This is a genomic window from Homoserinimonas sp. OAct 916 (genome assembly GCF_003260275.1).
GTDB lineage: Bacteria > Actinomycetota > Actinomycetes > Actinomycetales > Microbacteriaceae > OACT-916.
Map to the genome: position 1 here is coordinate 138632 of NZ_QJHB01000011.1, position 16655 is coordinate 155286.

Genomic DNA, 16655 nt, shown 5'->3' on the forward strand with positions numbered 1-16655 from the left:
TGAGTCCTCTGATCCGCGCGGTGCCGGGCCGGTACGGTGCGAACCGGACACCCGGGTACAGCCCGATCCATCGCGGTCAGAGCAGACCAGCCGACCGGCGGGCCCCAGCTTGCGACCTCCGTAGGGCTCGACAGAAAGTTATAGGGTCGTGTGAGCGTCACCACTGGGGTTTGTCCACGAGGAGGATGTGCATGACTTCGCAGTATTACGACCTCGGCACCTACAGCCGGCCGGTGACAACGGCGTCGCGGGATGCCCAATTGTGGTTCGATCGCGGCTTGGTCTGGACTTATGGCTTCAACCACGAAGAAGCCGTTCGCTGTTTCGAGAAGGCCGTCGAAGCCGATCCCGACTGCGCAATGGCATTCTGGGGGATCGCCTACTCCCTCGGCCCCAACTACAACAAGCCGTGGGAGGACTTCGAGGAGAACGAGCTCTCTTCGACGGTGGCGCGTGCATTCCACGCGACCAACGAAGCAGTGAGATTGAGTGAGGGATCCACCCTGATCGAGCGCGCGATCATCGGTACCCTTCCGGCGCGGTATCCGTCGATTACGCCCGCCGCCGATTATTCGGTCTGGAACCTCGACTATGTCGACCGGCTGCGACAGGTCTATCGGGAGCATCCCGCTGATCTCGATGTTGCCACCTTGTTCGCAGATGCCCTGATGCTGCTCACCCCGTGGGCACTGTGGGACCAGGCCACCGGCGAACCCGCAGCGGGCTCACGCACCGTCGAAGCCGTCCACGTGCTCGAAACAGCACTGCTGTCTCCTGCGGCCAACGAGCATCCAGGAGTGCTGCACATGTATGTGCACCTGCTGGAGATGTCTTCGCAGCCAGAACGGGCGATGGATGCGGGTGAGAAGCTGGCCCTGACCGCCCCGGATGCCGGCCACCTTGTGCACATGCTGAGCCACATCGACGTGCTGTGCGGCGACTATGAGCGCGCCCTCGATTCGAACTCTGCAGCCATCATCGCCGACGAGAAATTCGTGCTGCGTGAAGGCCCGGTGAACTTCTACACGTTGTACCGGGCGCACAATTATCACTTCAAGATCTATGCCGCCATGTTCCTCGGCCAGTCGGAGATCGCGTTGAGAACCGCTGATGAACTGGCTCGATCCGTTCCCGAGGAGTTGCTGCGCATCGAGTCGCCGCCGATGGCGAACTGGCTCGAGGGCTTCGTGTCCATGCGAGTGCATGTGCTGATCCGGTTCGGCAAATGGCAGGAGATCATCGAACTGGAGCTCCCCGACGACCACGAGTTGTATTGCGTGACAACGGCAATGTTGCACTACGGCAAGAGTGTCGCCTGTTCCGCAACCGGTCGTATCGCTGAGGCTGAGGAGCAGAAGCAACTGTTCGATTCGGCGCTGGGCAGGGTTCCGGCATCACGCACGCTGTTCAACAACACCTGCCTGGACATCCTGAAGGTTGCAGAGGAAATGCTCGACGGCGAGCTCGAGTACCGCAAGGCCAACTACGATTCGGCGTTCGCACACTTGAGGCGATCCGTCGAACTGTATGACTCGTTGCCCTACGACGAGCCGTGGGGCTGGATGCAGCCGGCCCGGCACGCGTTGGGCGCTCTTCTCCTGGAGCAGGGCCACACGGAAGAAGCCGAGGCGGTCTACCGCGCTGATCTCGGGCTTGATGACACTCTGGCCCGCGCGAATCAGCACCCCAACAACGTGTGGAGCCTGCACGGTTACCACGAATGCCTCGAACGGTTGGGAAAGACTGCTGAAGCGGATGCTCTGGCCCCGCAGTTGGAGAAGGCAGTCAGCCGTGCCGATGTTCCAGTGAAGTCTTCGTGCGCCTGCCGAATGTCACAGGTTCCGTGACGGGGAAGCCCCGTTTCCGCGGAACCGTACCGCAAATGAGCGCTCTCGACCCCGAGACGGCAGAAGCCGAACCGGACTCGATGCCGACACTGTGACGGTGGTGCCTATTCGGTCTGCATCAGCCCAACCAGCGCGAGGATTCCGAAGACCGCCGTGACGGCGGTGACCGCCCACATACCAATTTCAACAGGGTGCATAGTGCCACCAGTATCGCGTGAAAGGCAGACAAAGGCCAGTCCGGGCCCCGTGACGGCCCTGTGGGCACATTCCGGGGCTAGACATTCAGGGCCATTCGAACATCACTCGGCGGAGCCCATCGCCGAAACGGCGGACAAACCGGCTCCAGGTATGGCCGCAAGCAATTCCTTCGTATATTCGACCTGCGGGTTCCTGAAGATTTCGCCGGGCGTCCCACTTTCAACGATGCGCCCAGCCTGCATCACATGTAGTGAGTGCGAAATCATGCGCACGACCGCGAGGTCGTGGCTGATGAACAGATAGCTGAGCCCCAGGTCACGCTGCAGGCCGGCCAACAACTCCAAGATCTGGGCCTGCACCAGCACATCGAGCGCCGACACCGCCTCGTCGAGCACGACGAGCTCGGGCGACAGGGCGAGGGCTCGGGCGATCGCCACTCGTTGGCGCTGGCCACCCGACAGTTCGTGCGGCAGACGTTTCGCCACCGTGCTCGGCAGTGCGACCTGGTCGAGCAGCGTGCGCACGGACTCCCGCCGGCTGGCCGGCGTACCAAGGTTATGCACCCGGAACGGCTCCGTGATGGTGTCCTCGATGGTGAACCGGGGGTCGAGCGACGCATAGGGGTTCTGGAAAACCGGTTGCATGCGTCGCCTGAGCCGGAACAACTCCCGACGTCTCAGCGTCGTCAGCTGCGTTCCATCGAATGCGATACTCCCTGCGCTGACCGTCTCCAGTCCCAGGATCAGATTCGCGGTCGTCGACTTTCCCGAGCCCGATTCGCCCACAAGCGACACCGTCTGCCCCCGCGGAATGCTGAAACTGACCCCGTCCACTGCGGTGAAGACCTTTCCCCCGACACCACGGCTGTTGAAGATCTTTGTCAGGTCTTTGACCACGACAAGATCGTCGCCACGCACGCCGGCGGGCGGCAAAGAACCCGTCGCCGAGGGGCCATCCGCGGGGACGGCCACACCGACGCCCCCCGCCTGAGCGGACGAGCCGCGCGCGGTGTTATTCGCAACCACCTGGTGCGCCGTGCTCGCCGAGGCGAGGCTCGGTGCGGCCTCAAGCAGCTTGCGCGTGTACTCGTGCTGCGGGTTCTCGAGGATCTCCCGGGTGTTGCCCGCCTCCACGATCTCACCGCGGTTCATCACCAGGATCTGATCGGCGCGCTCGGCCGCCAGGGCGAGGTTGTGGGTGATCAGGAGTACGGCCGTGCCCATCTGCCGGGTCAGCTCGTCGAGCTGGTCGAGCACGGTGCGCTGCACGGTGACGTCGAGCGCGGAGGTCGGCTCGTCGGCGATGAGCAGCTTCGGCCGGCAGGCGAGGCCGATCGCGATGAGCACGCGCTGCCGCATGCCGCCGGAGAACTCGTGCGGATACTGCCGGTACCGCCTGGCGGCATCCGTGATGCCGACCATCTCAAGCAACTCGATGGCGCGCAGTTTCGCGGCCTTGCCCTTCGCCCGCCCGTGCGCGATCAGCACCTCGGCGATCTGGTCGCCGATGCGGATAACGGGGTTGAGGTTGGAGGACGGATCCTGCGGCACCAGGCCGATACCGGCTCCGCGCACCTTCATCAGCTCCCGCTGGCTGGCCCGGGCCAAGTCGCGGCCCTCGAATAGCACTGTTCCTCCCATGATGCGCCCATTCTCGGCGAGCAGCCGGTTGATCGCCGCTGCCGTGGTCGACTTTCCCGAGCCGGACTCGCCGACCAGGGCGACGGTCTGCCCTTCGAGGATGGTGAAGGACACATTGCGGACCGCGACGGTCTCATGCCCGTCGGCCTGGAACGCGACCACCAGGTCGCGGATGGCGAGTAGTGGCGTTTCAGTCACCGGCCCTGCTTTCCTAGCTGCCCCTGCGTCAACCTTTGTGGCCAGCGGGGAGGGGTTGTCCGCGCCGCTCATTTGCGCAGTTTCGGATCAAGGGCGTCACGCACCGCGTCGCCGAGGAGTACGAACGCCAATACGGTGACGCTCAGGAACAGTGACGGGTACAGCAGTAGGTGCGGATTCGAGTTGAAGTAGCTCTGGGCCGTGTTCAGCTGCAGCCCCCACGAGATCGACGGCGGTTGCAGTCCGACGCCAAGGTAGGTGAGGCCCGCCTCGCCCGCGATGATCCCGCCGATGCTCAGGCTGCTGAGCACAACCAGTGGGGCGATGGCGTTCGGAAGAATGTGGATGACCAGGATCCGCCAGTCCGACGCGCCGAGCGCCTTCGCGGCCCGCACATATTCCATGTTCTTCGCGCTCATCACGCTTGAGCGCATGATCCTGGTCATCGTGGGCCAGGAGAAGACGGCCAACGTGATGCACACGGTCGCGATGTTGCGCACCCCGATGGCCGTCAGAATGACGATGGCGGCGACCATGAACGGGAAACCGTAGAACACGTCGGTGATACGGCCGAGAATGGTGTCGAACCAGCCGCCGTAGTATCCGGACAGCAGGCCCAGGATGATCGCGAGGAGCATGGCCGACACCGTGACCACGATTCCGATGGTGATCGACGGGGTGGCACCGTAGATGACGTTGGCGTACAGGTCGCAGCCCTGCACATCGAAACCGAACGGATGCCCCACCGACGGTTCACCGCCACTGTTCGCCAGGTCGCAGGCCCGAGGGTCGCCGTTGCCGAACAAAGACGCGAACGGCCCCGGAAACAGCGAGATCATGACAAGCAACGCAATGACCCCGGCGGGCAACCAGAAGCGCGGGCGGCGGATCATCCGGGCGAATCCGGTCGCCGGTCGGCCAGGTGATGGGCCATCACCGGGGGCTGTCGATGCCGCACCGGCCAGTTGCGCCGTGGTCGGGTGGGCGCCCGTGTCGAAGGTGCTCTCAAGCATGTCTGATCCTTGGGTCGAGGTAGGCGTACAGCAGATCGACGATCAGGTTCACGAGGAGGAACACGATCACGAGCAGCGTCGAGATGCCGACCACGGTGGGCCCGTTCTGGGCCCCGATGGCCTTGAAGATCTCGTTTCCGAGACCGGGCAGGTTGAAGATGCCCTCGATGATGATGGCCCCACCCATGAGCGCGCCGAATTCGATGCCGAGGAAGGTGACGACGGGGATCAGCGAGTTGCGTAACGCATGATTCATCACGACGCGAGAGCGCGAGATGCCCTTCGCCGTTGCGGTGCGCACGTAGTCGGTGTTCAGGTTCTCGATGAGGCTGGTGCGGGTGAGCCGCGCGGTGGCGGCCAGACCCATGATCGCGAGCACGCTCGCCGGAAGGATGAAAGCCGTCGGCCAGCCGGCCTTCACCCCGGCTACGGGAAACCATCCCCACTCCACGCCGAGCAGGATCTGTGCGACATACCCGACGACGAAGACCGGGACGGCGAAAGCGAGGGTTGTGAGCACCGCCACGAACTTGTCCGGTAATCGGCCGCGTCTCAGTGCCGCCCAGATGCCGAGGGGAATACCGATCAGGATCTGGATGACCCAGGCCGTGAGCCCGAGCGCGATGCTGGTCGGCCAGTTCTTGGCGATGATCGACGAGACTTCACGGCCCTGAAAGTCCTGCCCGAGGTCACCCTGGGCGAGATTGACCATGTACTTGCCGTATTGCACGACGATCGGATCTTCGAGGTTGTACCGCTGCCTCAGCTCATTCTTCACCGATTCCGACACGTGCTGCCGTCCGCCGCCCATCGCGTCGATCGGGTCGCCGGGCAGAGCGAAGACCACGGTGAAGATCAAGAACGTCGTTCCCAGGAAGACAGGGATGACCTGCAACAGGCGTCTGACGGTATAGCCGATCATGGGCCATCCTCCTGGGTCGCGGTGCGTTTGTCGTGCCTGGGTCTGACGGGTGAGTGGTGTCGTATTCGGCGAACCGAATGCGAGGGTTGTGGGGACACCGCCGCGCGTGCGGCCTGCAACGCGCAGCGGCGTCCCCGGTGATACTCGGCGGAAATGCCCTACTCGGCGACCTTCACGGTGCCCAGGTCGCCGAGACCGGCGACCCCGACCGGAACCGACTCGAGGTGGTCGGTCCACGCCGCGGTGTACTGGCCGTAGTAGAGAGGCATGACGGGCATGTCCTGCCAGACCAGCTTCTCAGCCTGCTGATAGTACTCGACCCCCTCTTCGATCGGGAGCGCATCGGCCTGGGCGACGAGCTTCTCGACCTCGTCATTTGAGTACCCGGTGTAGTTCACGGCACCACCGACGCCGACGATCGGCTGTAGAAAGCCGGCGACGTGCGGGAAGTAGGCGCCCCAGTACGACAGGAACGGTCCATCAACCTTCTTCTGGTCGATCGCCTCGCTGTACTGCGCCCACGGCTGGATCTCGAAGGTCACCTCGGTGATCCCCAGGTTGTTGCGCAGTTGGTTGCCGACAGCCTGCAGGATCTGGTCGTTGCCCGCATACTGGTCTGCCCAGAGAACGAGGGGTCCGCTCCAGCCGCCAGCCTCATCGAGCAGTTTCTTGGCACCGGCGGGGTCGAAGGTGCACGCCTCGCAGCTGCCCTCTTTGGCACCGTAGGTGGTGTCGGGTGCGATGGCGGTCGCCGGCGCGCCGGCGCCCTTGAGGATCGACGACGTCAATGCCTCCCGGTCGATGGCCTTGGAGAACGCCTCCCGGATGCGCACATCGGTGAATCGGTCATCCCAGGTCGGGTAGCCGAGGTAGTTCAGGTTCGGGATCTTCGACACGGCAATCCGGCCGTCGGCCCGCTTCTCCACATCACCCAGACGGTCTGCCGGAACCGGATACACGACATCGACGTTGCCGGCGAGCATGTCGTTGTATGCGGTGTCCTGTGACTGGTACATGATGAAGGAGATGTCATCTGCCACACCCAGCTGACCCTTGTAGTCGGCGTACTTGGTGAGCTCGATCGGCTCGTTCGGCTCGTACGAGTTCGCGATGGAGTACGGGCCGTTGCCGACGGGCGCAAGGTCGTAGGCCTTCGGGTCGTCAAACGCCACCGTGGGCAGCGGCGCGAATGCGAACGAGGTGATCGCGTACGGGAACAGGCCGTACGGTTCCGTCAGCTTCACCGTGAACTCGGTGTCGCTCACGACGGTCAAGCCGGACAATTCTGTTGCCGTGGGCTCGCCCTCGGCCGGGTTCATCGCGTCGTAACCCTCGATGTTTGCGAAGTTGTAGTTCTGGAGCCACGCATTCGAGCCGAGTGCGGTGGCGTTCCAGCCGTCGACGAACGACTGGGCCGTCACCGGCTCGCCGTTGTGGAAGGTCCAACCCTCGTTGAGGGTGATCGTCCAGGTCTGCTGGTCGTCAGAGGTGACGCTTGCGGCCGCGGCCGGCACCGGCTCACCGCTCTCGGAGTCGAGTGCCATCGGAGCCGTGAACAGCAGGGACTCGATGTAGGACGACCAGGTGTTCCCCGGGGTGAGGTTGACCGGGTCGGTGGCTGCAACCGTGAAGGATGTCTTCACGGCATCATCGGGCTTGCCCGACGCATCCGTGTTGCCGGCCGTGGCGCACCCGGACAGCAAAGCCAGGGATGCGACGAGTCCGCCGACGGCGAAAACTCGTTTGGTTCGGGTTCGTACGCCCGGACTCAGGTGTGATTGCTGCACTGCAGCTCCATTCGTTTGATGATCAATGAAATGTTCATGAGGTGATTCGTGGCATCCGGGGGCGCCTACGCGGCCGGCTCCGTCTCCGCGACATCCGGCTCGGCCTCGTGGGCGCTGGCCGATTCATGCTCCGCGCCGGGGTGAGGCGCGGTGTGACTGTTCTCCAGGCCGAGCGCGTGGGCCGCGAAGGCGAGCACCGCCGATCGCTCCGCCACCTTCTCGAGCACCGACCGGCCCGTGGCGTGTCCCGCGTCGTACGCGACCCTCAGGTAGGTGCCTTCGCGCCCGCCGACCGTCTCCTGCAACTCGGCCGCCAGCTTGTAGGAGTGCGGACCCGGTGGAACCCGGTCGTCCTTGTCGGCGGTGAGGATCAGCGTCGGCGGGTACTTCACCTTTCGCGAGATGTTGTGCAGCGGAGAATAGGCCGCCAGCATCGCCCGGTCTTGCGCAACCTCGGGGTCGCCGTACTCGCGAATCCAGCCGTGAGCGGCCGTGTACCGGTGGAAGTTCAGCATGTCGACAACTGCCACCTCGGGGACGGCGCCTCCCAGCAGGTCGGGGCGCTGCGTGAGCGCGGCCGAAACCATCAGGCCGCCATTCGACATGCCGTTGATGACCACGCTGCGCGGACCTGACCAGCCGGCCTTCTCGAACCATTCGATGCATGCGATGAGGTCATCGATGCCGCGCTGCTTGTTGTGGCGGATCCCCGCCTCGTGCCACGCCTGCCCATACTCGCTGCCGCCGCGCACGCCCGCATAAGCGAGCACGCCACCGGCCCGCAACCAGGCTTCGTGCCACGAATCGTACGACGATGCGAGATACGGCACGCCGTACCCGCCGTACACCGACAAAAACACCTTCGCGTCCCCCGCCGGCACAGCGCCCGCGGTCCGGATCACCCGCATGGGGACAATCGTTCCGTCCGCGCTGGTCACGTCGACGGTGCTGACCTGCCAGGCGGATGCGGGAGTACCGGCGCGCTCCGGTGCATCCGTCGTCGCGCCGGCCACGGGGCGATCCTGGGCAGTCTTGCCCTGGAGCACGTCTGCGACCGAGTATCGGGCGACGCGGCGCGGTCCACCGATCTGTTCAAGGTCAATGTAGACGGCCTCGTCGTCGGTATCGACAGTGAGGTCGTGCAGAACAGCGTCGCGCGGCAGGTCGACCTGCGTGAGTTCGCCGTTGTCGAGGTCGAGCAGTTGCACGACGCTGTCGGTGAGGGTGTTGCCGAGCAGCACCAGTCGGTTCCCGACGAGGTGGGCACGGTCCAGGGTCAGGTCGGCCGCCTCGTGGATCACGCGCGGCGCGCAGCCGGTGCGGTAGCCGACGACCTGTCCGGCCGACGACTCACGGAATGACAGCACGAGGGTCTCGTCGTCGTAGACGTCGATGTACTCGTCGTGGCCGTGTCCGTCGAGTACGGTCTCCCAGCCGTCAGCTGTCGCGGTGGCGGCGAGTTGACGGTAGATCTTGGCCGGAACCGTGCCGTCCGACTCGCCCACCACCAGCCACTTCCTGTCGGTCGAGACGCTCGGCAGCACCCACGCGACGTGCTCGGGGCGGTAAAGCACGACGTCTTGATCCTGCGGGGTTCCGAGCCGGTGCAGGCGAATACTGGAACCCGAGTTCATCGCGGTCAACTCCTGACCAGCCGGCGGGCGGCCCCAGGAGAGGTAGGCCACCGTTTCGTTGTCGAGCCAGGCGAAGTGCGGCCACTTGATTCCGTCGATCACGTCACCCAGGTCGCGTCCGGTCGCGGTGTCGCGAAAGCGCGCGACCATCCAGTCGGCGCCGCCGTGCGAGAGTGCCCACACCACGGTGTGGCCATCCGGCGACGGCGAGAATTCGGTGATGGCGTCGCTGATGGCATCGAATTCCGAGGCGGCCACCAGGCATCTCTCGCCCGTTTCGTCGCTCACCCACAGCGACGACTGCTGCTCGCCCGGCTGACGACGCAGGTCGAACGACTTGCCGGCACACACCGTCGGGGCCGTTCGGTGCCCGGCATCCACAATGCGGAGAACGTCGGCGTGGAAGTGTTCCATCGCTGGGATCGTTTTCAGGTAGGTCTGCGAACGAACAGTCTGCAGCTCCACCCACGCGTCGACATCAGGCCCAGTCCTGGCCAGCCAATCATGCATCTTTACGGCAGCCTCCTTCGCCGCGATGGCTGAGGGCGTGAGGGCGGATGAGGGCATCGATGCTCGCTTCTGTGAGGGGTGTCCGTTATTCATAACATATTTTCAGTAAGTACTGAAATAACTGACCGAAGTGTTACGATTCTGTTTCCAGCGCCCCCAAACTGTCCCGATGGGCGAGAATGGCCCCTATGACCGACGACGCTCCCCAATCCGCCGAGGAAACCACCGGCGCATCTCCACTCCTGGATCCCGCCCATGCCGACTTCATCGAGAAGATGGGCCTTCAGGTCGAAAGCACCGGCTGGATGCCGCGCATGTCGGGCCGAGTGCTCGGCGCCCTGCTGGTGTCAGACGGGCCGGTCACCCAATCCGAGTTGCGTGAAGCGTTGCTCGCCAGCCTCGGCGCAATCTCCGGGGCGACCCGCGACCTGTTGGCGAAGCGCCTCGCCCAACGCGTGCACATTCCCGGAAGCCGGCAGGCCGGCCTGCAACTGCACCCCGACGCGTGGCGGATCCTCGAGGAGGACGGCTTGCGCGGAGTACAGGACTACCTGTCGCTCGCCGCCGGCGGCCTGCTTGACATCGGCAACGCCGATTCTCCGTCGTCACAGAACCTGCAGCGCATGCGCGACTACTTCGCCGAGGTCGAGGAGCGGATGCTGTCGGTGATCGCCTGGCTTGACTCCACCAGCCCCGACCCGCACGCGCACAACCGCGAAGGCACGGCAGAGCGACGCTCCTGAGCACGGCCGCGGGGGCGCCGGTGGCGGCTCCAACCCTACGTCAAGTAGAGCGGACGGATGGCGTCGTGCCGTGCTCGGCGACGAACGCCAGCCAACGGTCTGAAACCTCTGCCCAGGTCTGCCGCAGTTGCGGCTCGTACTCGCGCACATTCGCGACAAGCTGCTTGGCGGTGAGTCCCAGGTTGCTCAGTTCCTCGCTGTCGTCACGAGCCCACGCCTCAGCGGTCGACGCGAGACCCTCGAGGTGGAACTGAAGGCCCCACGCAGCGGGCCCCACCCGGAACGCCTGGTTCGGGCAGGCGTCACTCGTGCACAACGAGACCGATCCTTCAGGAAGCTCATGCATCTCCAACCAATGCCACTGCAAGGCCTTGAGGCGACGCGGCAACCCGCCGAGGAGCGGGTCGCCGTCGGCAGCGTCGGTCAGCACCAGGTCGCCGAGTCCGACTTCTGGTCCCTTGCGCACACCGGCGACCACCCCACCGGCGACGACCGTCAACATCTGCGCTCCCAGGCACACGCCGAGATACGGCACCTCGTCGGCGAGGCAGCGGCCGATCAACCCGCGCACCCGTGGCAGCCAGGGCGCCACCTGGTCATCGGTCGGGCCGGAGCTTCCGCCCAACACGATCACCCCGTCGAATCCCGCTGGTGAAACGGGGATCTCGTGACCCGCCTCCGGTCCGACCCGCACCAATTCCGCACCGGCGGCGTGGATGCGTTCACCGATCAGGCCGATCCCCGCGTTCGCCTCGTGTTCGACAACAAGAATTCTCATACCCTAGAGTCTCCCCGCCGCGACGATCTTTTTGAGGAAGACTTGCGTACGTTCGTGCGTGGGAGCTCCGAAGATCTCCTTCGGCGTACCCTGCTCGAGCACGACGCCCTCATGCAGAAATACAATCTGGTCGGCCACCTCTTGGGCGAAGGACATCTCGTGGGTTGCCATGATGATCGTCAGCCCGTCTTCAGCGAGGTCGCGCACAATGTTGAGCACCTCGGCGACCAGTTCTGGGTCGAGCGCCGAAGTGATCTCATCCAGCAACAGCACCTCTGGGTTCATCGCCAGCGCCCGGATGATTGCAACCCGCTGCTGCTGGCCGCCCGACAACTGGTCAGGAAAGGCGCTCGCCTTCTCCTCGAGCCCCACACGTTTCAGCAAGGTGCGGGCTTGCGCCTCGGCATCCGCTCTGCTGCGTCCGAGAACCCGGATCGGTGAGAGTGTGACGTTGTTGAGCACGCTCATGTGCGGAAACAGGTTGAAGCTTTGAAACACGATGCCGACTTTGCGCCTGAGGGCGTTGACGTCGATCCCCTCACCCGAGACGACATCACCGTCGAGCCGGATGTCTCCGCCTTGAATCTCTTCAAGGGCATTGACGCAGCGGAGCAGCGTTGATTTTCCGCATCCGGATGCGCCGATGAGGCACACCACCTGGTGCTTCTCGATGTGCAGGGTCACACCGCGCAGCACCGGGTTCTCTCCATACGACTTCTCGACGTCGTTCAGTTCAAGGAAGGCCACGGGTTACCCCTTACTCATCTGGCGCCGGGCGTCACGGGCGAGAAGCCGGTCGACGAACCGCGTCTGCGGGATGGTGATGATGATGAAAAGAATGGCCACGACTGTGACCGATGACAGGTTGAAGTAGTTGCTCGAGTAGATCTTCGCCTGCGTGAACGCATCGACAGTGCCGATGACGGTCACCAGCGCCGTGTCTTTCTGCAGACCGATGAAGTCGTTCAGCAACGGAGGGGTCACCTTGCGCACCGCCTGCGGCACGATCACGAAACGCATGGTCTTCCCGTAGGAGAGGCCAAGTGATCGGGCTGCCGAGACCTGTGACCAATGGATTCCCTCAATACCCGCGCGATACACCTCGGCGACATAGGCGCCGTAGGTGAGGGTGAGGGCGAGCACCGCCGACCAGGTGGGACCGAGATCACTGAGCAGGGGAACCCCAGCCAGCGGCAGCCCGAAACCGACCAGATAGATGACAATGATCGATGGGATGGCCCGGAACACATCGACGTAGGCCGTCGCCAACCAGCGGATGGGGCGACCGGCATCCGTTGGCATCAGACGGGCGAGAGCGATGAACAGCGCCCAGCCGAGCACAAGGATCTCCGCGAGCAGGGCTATCTTGATGTTCTCGCCGAAGGCAATCGTGACGTCTCGTACGCTCTTCGCCATGAACGAGGCGTCGAAGAAGGTGGTCTGCACCGCGTGGTCGTTCGCGAGCAGAAACAGGGTGAACACCGCGATGAACACAATCGGCAGGCACGAGCCAAGCGCAACCCAGGCGGAGTGGGCTGCTCGCGACCGGTAGGTTCGGGCTTCAACCACGTCACCATTGGCCGCAGCCCTGGTGCTGCGCGCCTGTTGCTTCACTCCACGGATCAGCGGGACGAAGGTTCCGATAGCGAGCAGTACGACAATTCCGGTCGCGGCACCAAGCACCAGCGTCCAGATGCCGGTCTCGGCGACGATGATCGTCAGGTAGCAGGCGTAGACCGCGAGACCAACGGTGACGAGTGAGAACAGAAATCCTGCGAGCAGGGTGTTCTGCGCGCTGCCGACGGGCGCCGGTTGCGCAGCCCGGGCGGGCTGCGCAACCGAAATGGAATCCGAGGTCACTGTACGTTCCACACCGGAATGCTCGCCGGGTCGACGCCGTAGGCATCGGTCAGGTACGCGGCACTCATCGCGTCGAGCGTGCCGTCTGCTTTCAGATCAGCGAGGATCTTGTTGATCGTGTCACGGTTCGGCGACCCCTTCTCCATCATGACGCCGTAGGCCTCGTCGGTCTCGATCTGACCGACGACGGCGAGCTTGTCTCCCGACTGGGTGGCGGCGCCCAGCACGATGCTCAGGTCCTGGATGCCGGCATCGATGTTGCCTGCTGCGACGGCGGCCTGCATCTCCGAGTCGCCGGGGAATACCGCGGGCGGGTTGGTCGGCTTGATCAGGTCGTTCACGAGGATCTGGCCGACCGTTCCCTGCTTGACGCCGAGTTTCATGTCCCGCAGGTTATCGGCGGTGACATCCGCCCCCGTCTTCGCCAGGATTCCGGCGGTGGACTGGAAGTAGGGATCGGAGAAGTCCATCACCTGCGTGCGCTCGTCAGTGATGGTGATCTGGTTGAGGGAGAGGTCCATGTTTCCCGCCTTGCCCGCCACGAGCCCGTCGAAGGACGCCATCTCGAGCTTCACGTTGTTGATGCCGGCACGGTGGGCGATGTTGACCAGCAGGCAGAAGTCGAAGCCGCTTCGAATGTCTTCGACGGTGTCGCCGTTGTACCAACCGGGGCTGGGCAGGTCGGCCTTCATCAGCAGAGTGTCCTCCTTGATGGTCGTGAGCGTGTACTGACCCGCCTCGCCGGTGACCTCGCAGTCTCCATACGACGCGGGGTTGCCGTTGGCCTGCGGCTCATTACTGCCCCCCGATGCCGAACAGCCGGCCATCACGAGTGCCGACGCCAACGCGATGGGCACGAAAATTAGTGCTTTCTGCTTCATTGCAATGAATCCTTCTTTGGAGGCTGGGTAGTGCCTAAATCGTTTTAGGTCTTTCGCTATAGTATTGAAAAAACCAGTTCGGATGTCAAGCTCCGAGACTTGGACCACACGTCTTTTCACAACCCGCACAGGTCTCCCCTTTGCTTCTCCTCCTGGAGCCGCGCGAGGAACGCAGTAGAATCCGCAGGACAGATCGCCGCGGACGAGGGGACAACAATTACCGGATCATCAGCCCCAGACGATCAGCCAACCGGGGGACAAGGTGTGCCTTCAGTGAGCGACTTTCCGAGGCGGGCTCAATCGGTGGGGCAGGATCGCCCAGTGAAGCAGGACCGCCCTGGTAAGCAGGATCGCCCTGGTAAGGCAAAGGGTCCAGCAGAGGCCGCGTCGAAGCGGCAATCTTTTTCCAAGAAGACCGCTGTCGGCATTCGTGAGGTCGCGGCCGCGGCCGGAGTCTCACCGGCAACGGTGTCGCAGGTCTTCAACCACAAGGGTGAGGCGTCCGCTGCCACCCGTGAACGCGTGCTCTCCGTCGGCGATCGTCTGGGATACCGACCCAACCCAGTCGGACAGGCGTTGCGCTCGGGCCGGTCACGCGTCATCGGTGTGGTGGTGAGCTATCGGGAGTCCGCCGTCTGGCAGCAGACCTACATGCCGTACTACCAGAGCATCATCGCCGGCGCGGCAATAGAAGCGGTCGATCATGGCTACTCGATTTCGGCGGCGCCGAGCACTGAGGATGGAGAGATCGAGACGCGACTGCCACTCGATGGCGTGATCGTGGTCGACCCGATCCCGAACGATCCGGTCGTCGAACAATGCATGGCTCGCGGCCTCGCGGTCGTGATTGACGGTGGATATTCGCCGGCGACGGACGGCGCCCGGATGGTGAGCGTGCGTGCCGACGTGGCACAGGGGATCCCGACAGTGCTCGACCACCTCTGGGACCAGCATGTCGCCCGGGCCCACGGGAATGCTGGCAACAAACAGGGGGAGAGCGGCGGGGAAGCCAGCGACCAAAGTGGCGAGAACCGCCCGTTTCGACCCGCGCTGTTCACCGGCCCTCGTCTCGACAGCTACACGACCGACACCACGAACGCCTATCAATCCTGGTGCGAAATGCGCGGTTTGGAGCCCATCGTGGCCACCCTCGGGCACGATCAACCACCGCTCGATGCCGCTCGCGCCCTCCTGGCGAGGGGCCCGAGGGAACTCAACGCCGTTCACTGCCTGAACGAGACGTACTGCAGTGCAGCGACAGCGGCCGCCGCTGAACTGGGTCTGGCAATTCCGACCGACCTGCAGATCTCGGTCGCCGGAAGCGCGTACAGCGTCGGCTCCGAGGAACGCGCCGCGTATCTGAACCTCGATCCGGTGGCGTCGGGCGCGCTTTGCGCACGATCCCTCATCGAGCTTCTGGAGGGGCGTCCGGTCGAGGACCACCTCGAACCGATGGTGCTGGTTCCGGCCAGGCGCGTCGACTTCGGGGCGTGAGGATTCAAGCTGCAAGCGGGTCGGCGCCGATTCGCGGGCAACACCGGTCAATTGGTCCCGCACCGTGGCAGCCGGCTTGACGACAATCGGAGCGTGGCCATGCCCCTGTTCACCTCGAACAGCAGAAGGCCGACCCGGGAATCCCACTCGGATCGGCCTTCTGCTTACATATATGGCGAAACCGTCACACCTGCTTGCGCGGCACACCCTTTGTAGGGTTACAGGGTCGCGAAAGAGATTTGCCACACCCGGGATGACAGTGTCCGACCATCCCGGAATTAGTTCCCAGCCAGGGATCAGAATGTTATTTCAGCGCCGCGCGCCGCGAAACCCGTGTCCACGAACCTGGGTCAAGGCCACGACTTTACCCGCTGGTATCGGACCGCCACGGCGTGATCCGATGCCTCTAGTTCGCCTGATCGGGATATAGAGAACATCGGGGGTGGCTTAATTCGCGACGTCGCCTCGCCAAGCTCCGGTTTCGTTCTGCCTGCTCTCCATCATCTGCTTGAAGTTCTTCAGGTCCTTTTTAACCGCGTGACTGCCCGCACCCAGCACCGCGCCGGCCTTCTCGAGGAGGCCCTCCGGCTCCCAGTCGATCTGCACTGTGACTCGAGTCGTGCCTTCGTCGAGTTTGTGGAATGTCACGACTCCGGCATGGTTGGTGTCTCCGCCCGTGCTGTTCCATGCCACTCGCTCGTCTGGGTGCTGCTCGGTGATTGTGGCGTCAAACTCCCGAGTTGCGCCGCCCACCTTCACCACCCAATGTGTGTGCGTGTCATCGGTCTGCGTGATGGATACAACCTCGTCGAGAAAATCAGGAAAGCTTTCGAACTGGGTCCATTGGTTGTAGGCCACTGTGATTGGAACGGCCACGTCGATCGTCTCGATAATCTGAGTCATGCGTTTTCTCCTTGTTGACTAGTCGTTCCTAATCGGGCAAAGGCACCTATTGTGGTGCTGCTCCTACTGCTTCGGCCCGTGAGTACATCCTCGTTCGTCGCAGAAATCGATGCTAGGGGTTGCAATTTCAGGAATAGTAGAGGTTGAATCGCGCGCACGGTGCCATCCGAGAACGCCGTCACGCCCGAGGATATTGGCGACAGTTCCAAGTCAGGACATCGGCGCAAGCCGGAACGTGAAGCGCCAG

The 16655-nt window shown here is 63.8% G+C and carries 13 protein-coding genes; 3 read left to right on the top strand and 10 right to left on the bottom strand.

Annotated elements, in window-relative coordinates:
- Nucleotides 1–191: 191 nt before the first annotated feature.
- On the top strand, nt 192–1847 hold the full coding sequence (locus DL891_RS13955; protein ID WP_111721048.1) for a tetratricopeptide repeat protein: 1656 nt from the start codon (nt 192–194) through the stop codon (nt 1845–1847).
- Nucleotides 1848–2146: 299 nt separating this feature from the next.
- On the opposite strand, the gene DL891_RS13960 is transcribed toward DL891_RS13955, so the two are convergent.
- From DL891_RS13960 to DL891_RS13980, 5 genes are all read right to left on the bottom strand, one after another.
- The gene (locus tag DL891_RS13960) at nt 2147–3883 is read right to left on the bottom strand and encodes an ABC transporter ATP-binding protein (protein ID WP_232819184.1); all 1737 of its coding nucleotides are present in this window, start codon (nt 3881–3883) and stop codon (nt 2147–2149) included.
- Nucleotides 3884–3951: 68 nt separating this feature from the next.
- Complete coding sequence (locus DL891_RS13965; protein ID WP_111721050.1) at nt 3952–4896, bottom strand: ABC transporter permease; 945 nt, start codon at nt 4894–4896, stop codon at nt 3952–3954.
- Nucleotides 4889–5818, bottom strand: coding sequence for an ABC transporter permease (locus DL891_RS13970; RefSeq protein WP_111721051.1), 930 nt, complete (start codon nt 5816–5818; stop codon nt 4889–4891). Before DL891_RS13970 ends, DL891_RS13965 begins: the two co-directional genes overlap by 8 nt.
- Before the next feature lie 158 nt (nt 5819–5976).
- The gene (locus DL891_RS13975; protein WP_111721052.1) at nt 5977–7605 is read right to left on the bottom strand and encodes an ABC transporter substrate-binding protein; all 1629 of its coding nucleotides are present in this window, start codon (nt 7603–7605) and stop codon (nt 5977–5979) included.
- Nucleotides 7606–7670: 65 nt separating this feature from the next.
- A complete protein-coding gene (locus DL891_RS13980; protein WP_198668913.1) occupies nt 7671–9749 on the bottom strand; it encodes a prolyl oligopeptidase family serine peptidase in 2079 nt (692 codons plus the stop codon).
- 188 nt (nt 9750–9937) lie between these two features.
- On the opposite strand from DL891_RS13980, the gene DL891_RS13985 reads away from it, so the two are divergent.
- Nucleotides 9938–10492: a GbsR/MarR family transcriptional regulator gene (locus DL891_RS13985; protein WP_111721054.1), complete on the top strand. Its 555-nt coding sequence runs from the start codon at nt 9938–9940 to the stop codon at nt 10490–10492.
- 40 nt (nt 10493–10532) lie between these two features.
- On the opposite strand, the gene DL891_RS13990 is transcribed toward DL891_RS13985, so the two are convergent.
- Genes DL891_RS13990 through DL891_RS14005 form a run of 4 tightly spaced genes read right to left on the bottom strand, consistent with a single transcriptional unit; the run spans nt 10533 to nt 14011 of the window.
- Nucleotides 10533–11270 (bottom strand): type 1 glutamine amidotransferase, encoded by a 738-nt coding sequence (locus DL891_RS13990; RefSeq protein WP_232819185.1) that lies wholly within the window; start codon nt 11268–11270, stop codon nt 10533–10535.
- Nucleotides 11271–11273: 3 nt separating this feature from the next.
- The gene (locus DL891_RS13995) at nt 11274–12017 is read right to left on the bottom strand and encodes an amino acid ABC transporter ATP-binding protein (protein WP_111721055.1); all 744 of its coding nucleotides are present in this window, start codon (nt 12015–12017) and stop codon (nt 11274–11276) included.
- 3 nt (nt 12018–12020) lie between these two features.
- Nucleotides 12021–13142, bottom strand: a complete 1122-nt coding sequence (locus DL891_RS17360) for an amino acid ABC transporter permease (protein ID WP_198668914.1) — start codon at nt 13140–13142, stop codon at nt 12021–12023.
- On the bottom strand, nt 13127–14011 hold the full coding sequence (locus tag DL891_RS14005) for an ABC transporter substrate-binding protein (protein ID WP_111721056.1): 885 nt from the start codon (nt 14009–14011) through the stop codon (nt 13127–13129). Before DL891_RS14005 ends, DL891_RS17360 begins: the two co-directional genes overlap by 16 nt.
- A gap of 321 nt (nt 14012–14332) precedes the next feature.
- On the opposite strand from DL891_RS14005, the gene DL891_RS14010 reads away from it, so the two are divergent.
- Nucleotides 14333–15505 (top strand): LacI family DNA-binding transcriptional regulator, encoded by a 1173-nt coding sequence (locus DL891_RS14010; RefSeq protein WP_157962516.1) that lies wholly within the window; start codon nt 14333–14335, stop codon nt 15503–15505.
- Nucleotides 15506–15952: 447 nt separating this feature from the next.
- Here the strand turns inward: DL891_RS14010 and DL891_RS14015 are convergent, their stop codons facing one another.
- A complete protein-coding gene (locus tag DL891_RS14015; RefSeq protein WP_111721058.1) occupies nt 15953–16408 on the bottom strand; it encodes an SRPBCC family protein in 456 nt (151 codons plus the stop codon).
- Between the last annotated feature and the right edge of the window lie 247 nt (nt 16409–16655).

Bases quoted from the DNA above. Each gene is read 5' to 3' on its own strand.
- DL891_RS13955 (WP_111721048.1), top strand. From the start codon at position 192: ATGACTTCGCAGTATTACGACCTCGGCACCTACAGCCGGCCGGTGACA.
- DL891_RS13965 (WP_111721050.1), bottom strand. From the start codon at position 4,896: ATGCTTGAGAGCACCTTCGACACGGGCGCCCACCCGACCACGGCGCAA.
- DL891_RS13970 (WP_111721051.1), bottom strand. From the start codon at position 5,818: ATGATCGGCTATACCGTCAGACGCCTGTTGCAGGTCATCCCTGTCTTC.
- DL891_RS13980 (WP_198668913.1), bottom strand. From the start codon at position 9,749: ATGCATGATTGGCTGGCCAGGACTGGGCCTGATGTCGACGCGTGGGTG.
- DL891_RS13985 (WP_111721054.1), top strand. From the start codon at position 9,938: ATGACCGACGACGCTCCCCAATCCGCCGAGGAAACCACCGGCGCATCT.
- DL891_RS13990 (WP_232819185.1), bottom strand. From the start codon at position 11,270: ATGAGAATTCTTGTTGTCGAACACGAGGCGAACGCGGGGATCGGCCTG.
- DL891_RS14005 (WP_111721056.1), bottom strand. From the start codon at position 14,011: ATGAAGCAGAAAGCACTAATTTTCGTGCCCATCGCGTTGGCGTCGGCA.
- DL891_RS14015 (WP_111721058.1), bottom strand. From the start codon at position 16,408: ATGACTCAGATTATCGAGACGATCGACGTGGCCGTTCCAATCACAGTG.